8 protein-coding genes are annotated in these 11,650 nt (G+C 71.3%); 4 read left to right on the top strand and 4 right to left on the bottom strand.

Features of this window, described 5'->3' with window-relative positions; translation table 11 throughout:
• Positions 1–53 precede the first annotated feature (53 nt).
• On the bottom strand, positions 54–1,415 hold the full coding sequence (gene gabT, locus V6R91_RS07000; protein ID WP_336394853.1) for a 4-aminobutyrate--2-oxoglutarate transaminase: 1,362 nt from the start codon (positions 1,413–1,415) through the stop codon (positions 54–56).
• Positions 1,416–1,508: 93 nt separating this feature from the next.
• Between gabT and V6R91_RS06995 the strand changes: the two genes are divergently transcribed.
• The gene (locus V6R91_RS06995) at positions 1,509–3,044 is read left to right on the top strand and encodes a PucR family transcriptional regulator (protein ID WP_336394852.1); all 1,536 of its coding nucleotides are present in this window, start codon (positions 1,509–1,511) and stop codon (positions 3,042–3,044) included.
• A gap of 119 nt (positions 3,045–3,163) precedes the next feature.
• Complete coding sequence (locus V6R91_RS06990) at positions 3,164–4,567, top strand: NAD(P)/FAD-dependent oxidoreductase (RefSeq protein WP_336394851.1); 1,404 nt, start codon at positions 3,164–3,166, stop codon at positions 4,565–4,567.
• Between the two features lie 3 nt (positions 4,568–4,570).
• Here V6R91_RS06990 and V6R91_RS06985 read toward each other — a convergent pair whose 3' ends face one another.
• Positions 4,571–6,049: a helix-turn-helix domain-containing protein gene (locus V6R91_RS06985; protein ID WP_378883397.1), complete on the bottom strand. Its 1,479-nt coding sequence runs from the start codon at positions 6,047–6,049 to the stop codon at positions 4,571–4,573.
• A 229-nt stretch (positions 6,050–6,278) separates the two neighbouring features.
• On the opposite strand from V6R91_RS06985, the gene aceB reads away from it, so the two are divergent.
• Both aceB and V6R91_RS06975 read left to right on the top strand, forming a co-directional pair.
• Positions 6,279–7,919 carry a malate synthase A gene (gene aceB / locus V6R91_RS06980; protein ID WP_336395062.1) on the top strand — a complete coding sequence of 547 codons (1,641 nt, stop codon included), beginning with the start codon at positions 6,279–6,281 and terminating at the stop codon, positions 7,917–7,919.
• 48 nt (positions 7,920–7,967) lie between these two features.
• The gene (locus V6R91_RS06975) at positions 7,968–9,563 is read left to right on the top strand and encodes an isocitrate lyase (RefSeq protein WP_336394850.1); all 1,596 of its coding nucleotides are present in this window, start codon (positions 7,968–7,970) and stop codon (positions 9,561–9,563) included.
• 223 nt (positions 9,564–9,786) lie between these two features.
• Here V6R91_RS06975 and V6R91_RS06970 read toward each other — a convergent pair whose 3' ends face one another.
• Positions 9,787–10,419, bottom strand: a complete 633-nt coding sequence (locus tag V6R91_RS06970; protein ID WP_336394849.1) for a response regulator transcription factor — start codon at positions 10,417–10,419, stop codon at positions 9,787–9,789.
• Positions 10,416–11,627: a sensor histidine kinase gene (locus V6R91_RS06965; RefSeq protein WP_336394848.1), complete on the bottom strand. Its 1,212-nt coding sequence runs from the start codon at positions 11,625–11,627 to the stop codon at positions 10,416–10,418. The genes V6R91_RS06970 and V6R91_RS06965 overlap by 4 nt, the downstream gene beginning before the upstream one ends.
• Positions 11,628–11,650: the final 23 nt, after the last annotated feature.

Raw genomic sequence — 11,650 nt, 5'->3', positions numbered from 1 at the left:
GTTCTCTTCGTCAGGTCTGCGCGCCGTGGAGCGCAGGACACGGATGCCGCGGATCACGCAGCCGCGAGTGCGGCGGCGACGACGTCCAGGCCCTCGTGGAGCAGGTCGTCGGTGATCGACAGCGGCGGCAGGAAGCGGATGACGTTCCCGTACGTGCCGCAGGTGAGCACGATGACGCCCTGTGCGATGCAGGCCTTCGCGACCGCGGCGGTGAGCGCGGCATCCGGCTCTCCGGTCGCGGGATCCACGAACTCTGCGGCGATCATCGCGCCGTGCCCGCGCACGTCTCCCACGCGCGGGTCGGCGGCCTGCAGCCCGCGCAGCCGTTCGGTGAGGACGGCCTCGATCTCGCGGGCGCGCTCGAGCATCCCGTCGTTCTCGAAGACGTCGATGGCGGCCAGGGCCGCGGCGCACGCGATCGGGTTCCCGCCGTAGGTTCCGCCGAGGCCGCCGGCGTGCGACGCGTCCATGATCTCGGCCCGGCCGGTGACCGCAGCCAGCGGCAGGCCGCCCGCGATGCCCTTGGCGGTGGTGATGAGGTCGGGGACGATGCCGAACACCTCGCTGGCGAACATGCGGCCGGTGCGGGCGAAGCCGGTCTGGATCTCGTCGGCGATGAAGACGACGCCGTTGGCGCGGCACCAGTCGACGATGGCGGGGAGGAATCCGTCCGCCGGAACGATGAAGCCGCCCTCGCCCTGGATGGGCTCGATGATCACCGCGGCGAGGTTGTCGGCGCCGACCTGCTTCTCGATGAGCGAGATGGCCTTCTTCGCCGCCTCGGCACCGCTCAGTCCGTCGCGGTACGGGTACGACAGCGGTGCGCGGTAGATCTCCGAGGCGAAGGGACCGAAGCCGTGCTTGTACGGCATCGACTTCGCCGTCAGCGCCATCGTGAGGTTGGTGCGGCCGTGATAGCCGTGGTCGAACGCCACGACAGCGGGCTTGCCGGTGTACTTGCGGGCGATCTTGACCGCGTTCTCCACCGCCTCGGCGCCCGAGTTGAACAGCGCGCTCTTCTTGGCGTGGTCGCCGGGGGTGATCCGGTTGAGCGCCTCGGCGACCGACACATACGAGTCGTACGGCGCGATCATGAAGCACGTGTGGGTGAACTGCGCGACCTGCTCCTGAACGGCCTTCACGACCTTCGGATGCGCGTTGCCGATGGTGGTGACGGCGATGCCCGAGCCCAGGTCGATGAGCGAGTTGCCGTCGGCGTCGACGATGACGCCGCCGCCGGCAGCCACGGCGTGCACCGGTGCGGTGTGGCCGACACCGGCGGCCACGGCGCCCGCCTTGCGGTCGAGCAGCTCCTGCGACCGGGGACCCGGGATGCTCGTGACGAGGCGTCGCTGCTGAGGCAGGGTGGGACCGCCGAGGGGCGTTTCGGTGAGGGTGTCGGCTGCGCTGCTCATGGAGGGGAGCGTATGTCGGCCGTTTCCGACGCCGCACCTTCCCGGCCGTACATTCTCGATGGACCGCTGTACGAAACGTACACTCGGAGCATCATGGACGCCGACGCCCCCACGCTGCGCGCACTGCTCGCACGCCGAGATCTGCAGCTGTCACTGGCGATCGACGACGTCGATCCGGCGGCCCTGGACCGAGCGATCCGATGGGTGCACAGCTCGGATCTCGCCGACCCGACACCGTTCCTCTCCGAGGGGCTCGTGCTGCTCACGACCGGGACCCAGTTCCCCCACGGCGACGACGGCGGCGCGGACGCGGCCGAGGTGTACCGCGCGTACGTGCGCCGCCTCTCGGCGCGGGGCGTGGTAGGTCTCGGCTTCGGCACCGAGGTCGTGCGCGCCGGCATCCCACCGGCGCTCGTCGACGCGTGCACGGATGAGCGGATGCCCCTGTTCGAGGTCCCCTACCGCACGCCGTTCATCGCCGTGGCGCGGGCGAACGCCGAGGCGATCGCGGCCGAGGCGTATGCCCGGCGCAGCTGGGCGCTGGCCGCTCAGCGGGCGATCGCGCTCGCCGCGCTCCGGCCGGACGGCCTCGGGGCGACGGTGGCGGAGCTCGCCAAGCAGCTCGACACCTGGGTGGGCATGTTCGACGCGGCCGGAGAGCTGTCGCGCGAGCACCCGGCCGGGAGTCTCGGCCACGACACGGCGGCCGCGCTGCAACGCGAGGTGACGGGCGTGCTCCACCGCGGGGCGCGCGCGGGATCGTCCCTGCACATCGGCCAGACCCCGTTCACGCTCCAGACGCTCGGGCGCGGCGGGCACCTCCGCGGCGTGATCGCGATCGCCGCGGGGGACCTCGACCAGGAGGGACGCGTCGTCGTGACAGCCGTCATCGCGATGGCCGGCCTGGCCCTCGAGCAGCAGCAGGGCCTGGCGCGGGCGCGCTCGGCGCTGCGCGCGGGGCTCGCGCAGTCGCTCATGACCGGCGACCCCGGCCTCGCCCGGCGGACGTCGCGCGAGCTGTGGGGGCCGCTGCCGTCCGCGCCGATCATGGTCGGACTGACGGATGCCTCCGCCCTGCGCGTCGACGGCATCGCCGAGATGCTCGAGCTGTGGGCGGAGGAGCGGCGCGGCGCGCTGTTCTTCGGCCGCGGCGACGACGGCATCGTGCTCGTGGTCCCGTCGGACGACCGCTCGGCCGTGGACGAGCTCGCCGACCGCTTCGACGTGCGGGTGGGACTCTCGGACCCGACCGGCTACGACGGGTTCGCCGCGGCGGTGGGCCAGGCACGGGTCGCGCGAGATCGCGGTCTCGCCCCGGTGACGGCGTTCGCCGACGTGTCGGGCGCGGGCGTCCTGTCCGCCCTCGGGGATGAGGCGCGCGCCCTCGCACGGGCCGAGCTCGCTCCCCTCGTGGATCACGACGCGGCGCAGGGCACGCGGCTCCTCGAGACGCTGCGGGTGTGGCTCGACGAGGACTGCTCGCACGAAGCATCCGCTCGATCCCTCGGCGTGCATCGCCACACCGTGCGCACCCGCCTGGCGCTCATCGAACGGGTCCTCGGGCGCGATCTGACGTCGTTCGCGACGCGCGCGGAGCTGTGGGCCGCGTTGCGCGCGCTGGAGGACTGAGCGCTCGAACCATGCGGCGGTCGCGCGCCGTACACCGGATACGGGTGGACGCCGCGAATCGGACGGATCGACGACCCCTCGGCGCCGGCGTGCGCGGACGGCGGCGGTAGCCTGTGCGCGTGCCGCCGACCCGAGACCTCGATGACATCCGCAACGGCGACGTGTCGTGGTGGTGGCGCAGCGCCGGCGGGACTCCTGCCCCGCGACCGCCGCTGAACGGCGACCTGCAGGCCGACGTGGCGATCGTCGGCGCGGGCTACACCGGCCTGTGGACCGCCTACTACCTCAAGCGCGCCCAGCCCGACCTGCGGGTGGTCGTGCTCGAGCAGCGCTTCGCCGGGTTCGGGGCGTCCGGCCGCAACGGCGGATGGCTCACGAACACCGTCACGGGCGGCCGCGACGCGTTCGCGGCCTCGCGCGGGCGCGACGCGGCCATCGCGCAGCAGCGGGCGCTCAACCAGACCGTCGACGAGGTCATCGGCGTCGCGCAGCGCGAGGGCATCGAGGCCGACATCGCGAAGGGCGGCGAGCTGAACGTCGCCCGCTCCGCCGCGCAGCTCGCCCGCCTGCGGGCCGCCGTCGCGCACGACCGCTCGTGGCCCCACACCGACATCGAGGAGTGGGATGCCGCGGCCACGGCATCCCGTCTCCGCATCGACGGCGCGCTCGGGGCCGCCTGGCATCCGCACTGCGCACGCGTGCACCCCGTGAAGCTGGCCGCCGGGCTCGCCGAGGCCGTCGAGCGCCTGGGCGTGACCGTCTTCGAGGACACGCGCGTGACCGAGATCACGCCGGGCCGCGCGGTGACCGACCGCGGCACGGTGCGGGCGGCACACGTCCTGCGTGCGACCGAGGGGTTCACGCCCGACCTGCGAGGGCACCACCGCGCGGTGCTCCCGATGAACTCGTCGATGATCGTGACCGATCCGATCCCCGCTGCGGTGTGGGAGCGGATCGGCTGGGAGGGCCGTGAGACGCTCGGCGACTTCGCCCACGTCTACATGTACGCCCAGCGCACCGCCGACGACCGCATCGCGTTCGGCGGCAGAGGCGTCCCGTACCGCTACGGCTCGCGCGTCGACACGGACGGACGCACCCAGGAGCGCACGATCAGCTCGCTCACCCGGCTGCTGCGGCGGTTCTTCCCGGATGCCGCGGACGTGCCGATCGCGCACGCCTGGGCGGGCGTGCTCGGCGTCCCGCGGGACTGGACGGCCTCCGTCGCGCATGACCCGGCGACCGGCCTGGGCTGGGCGGGCGGCTATGTCGGCACCGGCGTGACGGCGACGAACCTCGCCGGCCGCACGCTGGCCGACCTCGTGCTCGCGCGCGACACCGAGCTCACCCGGCTGCCGTGGGTCGGGCACCATGCCCGGCGCTGGGAGGTCGAGCCGCTGCGGTGGGTCGCGGTGCACGCGATCTACACGGCGTACCGGGTGGCGGACCGGGTCGAGGACGCGCGGTCGTCGCCGCGCACCGCGTGGCCGGCTCACGTCGCCGGCTGGGTCGCCGGCCGGCACTGACGATCAGCGCGGCGCGTGCGCCTCGAGGAACTCGTAGACGTCGGTCGTGTCGACCCCGGGGAACGCCCCCGTCGGCAGGGTGGCCAGGAGGGTTCTCGGCGTCCGCACGTTCGGCCACGACTGTTCGCGCCAGGCCGCCTCGAGGTCGGCAGGGGCCCGGCGGCAGCAGACCTCGACGGAGTGCTTCGACACCCCGCGGTTCGTCGTGTCGCGGCCGAGGAACCACCGGGTGTCGTCGAACCGCACACCCACCGACACCGAGTGGGCGCCCTCGCTCGACAGCTCCACGCGGGCGGTGCACCAGTACGTCCCGTTGCCCGTGTCGGTGTACTGGTAGTACGGGTTGAAGTGGTCGTCGACGTCGAAGACGACGCGCGACGTCCACTTGCGGCAGCACATCTGGCCCTCGATCGCGCCGAGGCGGTCCGTGGGGAAGTTGACGTCGTCGTTCTCGTACGCCTTGGTGATGGTGCCCGACTCATGCACCTTGAGGAAGTGCACCGGGATGCCGAGGTGCACGGTCGCCAGGTTCGTGAAGCGGTGCGCAGCCGTCTCGTACGAGACCGAGTACGCGTCGCGGAGGTCCTCGATCGAGATCGCGCGGTCCTTCTTGGCCTCCTGCAAGAACGGCACGACATGGGCCTCGGGGATGAGCAGCGCCCCGGTGAGGTAGTTCGTCTCGACGCGCTGACGGAGGAACTCCGCGTACGACGTCGGCTCGCGGTGGCCGAGGATGCGGCTCGACAGCGCCTGCAGCAGTGCGGTGCGGGGGTCTCCCTTGGCCGTGACCCGGCTGGAGAGGTAAAGGCGGCCGTTCTTGATGTCGGCGACCGAGCGCGTCGTCTGCGGCAGGTCGGGCACGTAGTGGAGAGTGAAGCCGAGGTGGGCGGCGATGTCGGATGCCGTGCGCTGCGTCAGCGGACCCCCCGGGTGGTCGACGGCATCGAGGAGCCGGCGCGCCTCGATCTCCAGCTCGGGGAAGTAGTTGTTCTGCGTGCGCATCAGCCGCCGCAGCGCCACGTTCGCCCGCCGGGCCTCCTCCGGCGTCGCGGCCCGCTCGTCGCGGAGACGCTCGATCTCGCCCTGCAGGGCCAGCATCGCCTTCAGCGCCTCGGTCGGCACCGCCTTGCCGATACGGAAAGGCGGGATCCCCAGCGCCTGGAACGTCTGGCCGCGCATGGCGCGTTCGAGGGAGATCTCGAGCGTTGCGCGCTCGTCCAGCGGCTCCGACTCGAGGATCGCCTCGATCGACGAGCCCAGCGCGCGGGCGATCGCCTGCAACAGCGTCAGCTTCGGCTCGCGGCGCCCGTTCTCGATCATCGACAGCTGGCTCGGCGCGCGGTCCACGGCCGCGGCGAGCTCCTCCAGCGTCATGCCGCGGTCGGTGCGCAGCTGCCGGATGCGGCGGCCGATGGTGAGCGGGTCCACCCCGCCATCGTCGGGGACTTCTGCGGCGGCATCCCTGGTCAGCGTCGTCGTCATGGGCCGATTCTGTCACGAAAACAGAAATAGACGAAAACTTCACAGCCTGATTCGTCAGGTAGTTCCCCGAACTTCACCGCAGAGTGGTCTCACGACATACCGCCGATCGGCCCAGAACGCAGATCAGGGGCAACCGCGAATCCGGCCCACACGCCGGATCGCGGCATCCCACTCTCCACGCACTGCTCACAGGAAGACAGGGACCATGACACCTGCAACCGCCACCCCGATGCGTACGCGCACCGGACCGATCCCCACCCAGACGCACGAGCCCTCGATCGAGATCGCCGGGCGCCTCGGCCCCCGCTACGACGAGATCCTGACCCCCGCGGCTCTGGCGTTCCTCACCGAACTGCACCACCGCTTCGGCGCCCGCCGGCACGACCGGCTCGCCGACCGCATGCGCCGCCGGTTCGAGATCGGCAACGGCCACGACCCGCAGTTCCGCGACGAGACCCGGCACATCCGTGAGGACGCGCAGTGGAAGGTCGCCGGCGCGGGCCCCGGGCTCGAGGACCGCCGCGTCGAGATCACCGGCCCGACCGACCCCAAGATGACCATCAATGCGCTGAACTCGGGCGCGAAGGTGTGGCTCGCCGACCAGGAGGACGCCACCAGCCCGACGTGGAAGAACGTGATCGAGGGGCAGCTGAGCCTGCGCGACGCGATCCGCGGCGAGCTCTCGTTCACCAGCCCGGAGGGCAAGCGGTACGAGGTGACCGCGACCGAGACCCCGACGATCGTGATGCGACCGCGCGGGTGGCACCTGCCCGAGCAGCACCTCCGCTTCACCGACCGCGCCGGCCGCACGATGGCGGCATCCGGCTCGCTCGTCGATTTCGGGCTGTACTTCTTCCACAACGCCCAGGCGCTGATCGCGAACGGCCGAGGCCCGTACTTCTACATCGCCAAGCTCGAATCGAGCGAGGAGGCGAAGCTCTGGGACGACGTCTTCACCTTCAGCGAGCGCTACATCGGCATCCCGCACGGCACCATCCGCGCGACGGTGCTCATCGAGACGCTGCCGGCCGCGTTCGAGATGGAGGAGATCCTCTTCGAGCTGCGCGACCACTGCGCGGGCCTGAACGCCGGCCGCTGGGACTACATCTTCTCGATCATCAAGAACTACCGCGGCCGCGGCGCGCGCTTCGTGCTGCCGGACCGCAGCGAGGTCACGATGACGGTGCCGTTCATGCGGGCCTACACCGAGCTGCTCGTGCAGACGTGCCACAAGCGCGGCGCCTTCGCGATCGGCGGCATGAGCGCCTTCATCCCGAACCGCCGTGATCCCGAGGTGACCGAGCGCGCGTTCGAGAAGGTCGCCGCTGACAAGAAGCGCGAGGCCGGTGACGGCTTCGACGGCACGTGGGTGGCGCACCCCGACCTCATCCCGGTGGCGCGCGCCGAGTTCGACGCGGTGCTGGGCGACCGGCCCAACCAGCTCGACCGTCAGCGCCCCGAGGTGGAGGTGCGGGCCGCCGACCTGATCGACGTCCACATCGGCCGCCCGATCACGAGCGCCGGCGTGCACGGCAACGTCTCGGTGGCCATCCGCTACATCGAGGCGTGGCTGCGGGGCCTGGGCGCCGTCGCGATCGACAACCTCATGGAGGATGCGGCCACTGCCGAGATCTCGCGCTCGCAGGTGTGGCAGTGGATCCATCAGGACCGCACGACCGAGGACGGCACCCCGATCACCCGCGAGCACGTCGAGGGCCTGATCGCACAGGTGCTCGGCGAGGTGGACCGCCGCGACGGAGACCGCTTCGACGACGCGGCCGAAATCTTCCGCGACGTCGCCCTCGGCCGGGACTTCCCGGCGTTCCTGACGCTGCCCGCGTACTCGCGCTTCCTCGTCGAGACCGAGTGACGCGGCATCCGTCCCCGCGACACCCACACCACCACCCAAGGAACTGACATGACCGCGTACCAAGACGACATCGAAGCCATCCAGGCGCTCAAGGAGCAGCACGGCTCCCGCTGGGAGGCCATCAACCCCGAGCATGTGGCCCGCATGCGGGCGCAGAACCGCTTCCGGACGGGCCTTGCGATCGCCCAGTACACCGCCGACATCATGCGCCGCGACATGGCCGATTACGACGCCGACTCGTCGGTGTACACCCAGTCCCTCGGGGTGTGGCACGGCTTCATCGGGCAGCAGAAGCTCATCTCGATCAAGAAGCACCTGAAGAGCACGAACAAGCGCTACCTGTACCTGTCCGGCTGGATGGTCGCCGCGCTCCGCTCGGAGTTCGGGCCCCTGCCCGACCAGTCGATGCACGAGAAGACGGCGGTGCCGGCCCTCATCGAGGAGCTCTACACGTTCCTGCGTCAGGCCGACGCCCGCGAGCTGGATCTGCTCTTCACGCAGCTCGACGAGGCGCGCCGCGCGGGTGACGAGACCGCGGTCGAGTTCATCCAGTCCCAGATCGACAACCACGAGACCCACGTGGTGCCGATCATCGCCGACATCGACGCGGGCTTCGGCAATCCCGAGGCCACCTACCTGCTCGCCAAGAAGATGATCGAGGCGGGCGCCTGCGCCATCCAGATCGAGAACCAGGTCTCGGACGAGAAGCAGTGCGGCCACCAGGACGGCAAGGTCACCGTCCCCCACGAGGACTTCCTCGCGAAGATCAACGCCGTCCGCTACGCGTTCCTCGAGCTCGGCATCGACAACGGCATCATCGTCGCCCGCACCGACTCGCTCGGCGCCGGGCTCACGCAGAAGCTCGCCGTCTCGAGCCGGCCCGGCGACCTCGGCGACCGGTACAACGCGTTCCTCGACGTCGAGGAGATCTCGGAGGCGGAGCTGAGCGACGGCGACGTCATCATCCGGCGGGAGGGAAGGCTGCTGCGCCCGAAGCGCCTGGCCAGCAACCTCTACCAGTTCCGCCCCGGCACGGGCGAGGACCGGGTCGTCCTGGACTGCATCACGTCGCTGCAGAACGGCGCGGACCTGCTGTGGATCGAGACCGAGAAGCCGCACGTCGAGCAGATCGCCGGCATGGTCGACCGCATCCGCGAGGTCGTCCCCGACGCGAAGCTCGTCTACAACAACAGCCCGTCGTTCAACTGGACCCTCAACTTCCGTCAGCAGGCGTACGACCTGCTCGCGGAGCGGGGCGAGGACATGTCGGCGTACGACCGCGGCGACCTGATGAGCGTCGAGTACGACGACACCGAACTGGCGCGACTGGCCGACGAGAAGATCCGAACGTTCCAGCGCGACGGGTCGACGCGCGCCGGCATCTTCCACCACCTCATCACCCTCCCGACGTACCACACGGCGGCGCTGTCGACCGACAGCCTGGCCAAGGGGTACTTCGGCGACGAGGGCATGCTCGCCTACGTGAAGGGCGTCCAGCGCCGCGAGATCCGCGAGGGCATCGCGACCGTGAAGCACCAGAACATGGCCGGAAGCGACATCGGCGACAACCACAAGGAGTACTTCGCCGGCGACGCGGCCCTCAAGGCCGGCGGCAAGGACAACACGATGAACCAGTTCGGCTGAACGGCAGACGGATGCCCCGGACCGCCCGGTCCGGGGCATCCGTCGTCGCTCCGCGGCATCCGTCACGGATCCGGAATTCGGAGAACCGAAGCGTTTCCGGATCGATGCGCCGCCAGCTCTCCGGAAACGCTGCGAAAGTCCGAATTCCGGATCCGCGAAGTGGGGCAGGAGCCGACGAGGACGCCGGCGGAAGCCCGTTCGCGGTGAGCCGGCCCAGCCGGCGTCAGGAGAGCAGGCCGCGCTCCATGGCAAGGGTCACGGCGCGCGTGCGGTCGGCGACTCCCAGCTTCTCGAACACCTTGAGCAGGTGCGTCTTGACCGTCGACTCGCCGATCCCGAGGGCGACCGCCACCTGCTTGTTGCTGTGACCGGTGGCGACCAGCCGCAGCACGTCGAGCTCACGGGCGGTGAGTACGGCGCCGGGCTCGGGGCGGCGCATCCGTTCGACGAGCCGCACCGCGACCTGCGGCGACAGCGCCGACTGCCCGGCGGCGACCGAGCGGATGCCGGCGACGATCTCCGCCTGCGGCGCCGCCTTCAGCAGGTAGCCCGATGCCCCCGCCTCGATCGCGGCGAGGATCTGGTCGTCGGATTCGTAGGTCGTGAGGATCAGCACGCGCGGCGGCGGCGTGCCCGCCTCTCCCCCGACGAGCCGCGCGGTCGCCGTGACGCCGTCCACCCGGGGCATGCGCAGGTCCATCAGCACGACGTCCGGGTGCGTCGCGGCCGCCAGGCGGACCGCCTCGTCTCCGTCGGATGCCTCCGCCACGACGTCGAAGCCGGGCTCGTCCGACAGCAGACCGGCCAGGCCCGCGCGCACGACGGGATGGTCGTCGGCGATGAGGAGGCGGATCACGGCGCCTCCCCCGCTCGGCGTGCGTCCGCGGACGCCACAGTGGGCTGCCCCGGCGAGATCGGCAGCCGTACGCGCACGGTCGTGCCGACGCCCGGCGCGGAGTCCACCTCGAACGTGCCGCCCGCCAGAGCCACGCGTTCCGCCATTCCCGCGAGGCCGAATCCGCCGCCGGTGCCCGCAGGGTCGAAGCCGCTGCCGTCGTCCACGATCTCGAGCAGTGCGCCCTCCTCCGACTCCCGCACCGCGACCGAGACGTGCGTGGCCCGCGCGTGTCGTGCGACGTTCGAGAGCCCCTCCTGCACGCAGCGCAGCAGCACGACCTGCCGGTCGCGGTCGAGCGCCTCGGCGACATCGTCGACCTCGATGTCGATCGCGGCGCCGTCGTGCGCGCGGAACCGCTCCGCGAGACGCTCGACGGCAGCACCGAACGCGGGCTCGTCGGGCACGGCGGCCGTGCGGGTGACGAGCGCGCGTGCCTCGCCGAGTGCGTCGCGCGCGACCTGCTCGACGGTCGCGATCGTCGCGGCCGCGGCATCCGCCTGCCCCTCTCGAGACTGCCGCCCTGCGCGCTCCGCGAAGATCACGAGCCCCGCGAGGGTCTGAGCGAGCGTGTCGTGGATGTCACGGGCGAGCCGCTCCCGCTCCTCCGACGCACCACGCTCGTGGCTCAGCGCCCGCACCTCGGCCTGCGCCGCCGTCAGCTCGTCGAGCAGTCGCGCCCGCTCCTCGCCGTACTCCGCGATACCCGAGATCCACAGGCCGAACGCGGTCGCGAAGGCGAACGAGAACCCGGCGGTCGTCAGTCCCGCGACGATCGCGCCCACGGTGAAGCCGCCGCCGATCGCGTAGCCGAGCATCACAGCCGCGGCGATCACAGCCGACCCGATGACGCCGCGGCGGCGGGTGTCGCCGAGCACCCACGCCAGCGGGTACGCGAGCACCTGGAGGGTCGCGAGGAACGCGGTCGCCGCGGTTCCGACGGTGAGGATGACAGCGATCGTCATCATGAACGCGACGAACCGCACCGTCGACGCGGCGCCGATCGCGGGGCGTGCGATGACGAAGTACGCCAGCGCGAACGCGGCGATGGCCACGAACGCGATCGCCCGTTCGGCCGCGCCCCCCGGCCCCAGGCCGAAGGCGATGGCCATCGCGATCGACGCCGATCCGGCGACGACCGCGATGTCCCACCACCGCTTCTGCAGCATCCGTCCTCCTGTCCCTGAGTGAG

The sequence above is a fragment of the Microbacterium sp. CCNWLW41 genome (assembly GCF_037083505.1).
Note: the sequence above shows the minus strand (reverse complement) of the source record. Positions and strands in the feature narration are given on the sequence as shown.

Excerpts from the sequence above, each read along its gene's own strand:
- gabT (WP_336394853.1), bottom strand. The coding sequence starts at position 1,415 with ATGAGCAGCGCAGCCGACACCCTCACCGAAACGCCCCTCGGCGGTCCC.
- V6R91_RS06995 (WP_336394852.1), top strand. The coding sequence starts at position 1,509 with ATGGACGCCGACGCCCCCACGCTGCGCGCACTGCTCGCACGCCGAGAT.
- V6R91_RS06985 (WP_378883397.1), bottom strand. The coding sequence starts at position 6,049 with ATGACGACGACGCTGACCAGGGATGCCGCCGCAGAAGTCCCCGACGAT.
- aceB (WP_336395062.1), top strand. The coding sequence starts at position 6,279 with ATGCGTACGCGCACCGGACCGATCCCCACCCAGACGCACGAGCCCTCG.
- V6R91_RS06975 (WP_336394850.1), top strand. The coding sequence starts at position 7,968 with ATGACCGCGTACCAAGACGACATCGAAGCCATCCAGGCGCTCAAGGAG.
- V6R91_RS06965 (WP_336394848.1), bottom strand. The coding sequence starts at position 11,627 with ATGCTGCAGAAGCGGTGGTGGGACATCGCGGTCGTCGCCGGATCGGCG.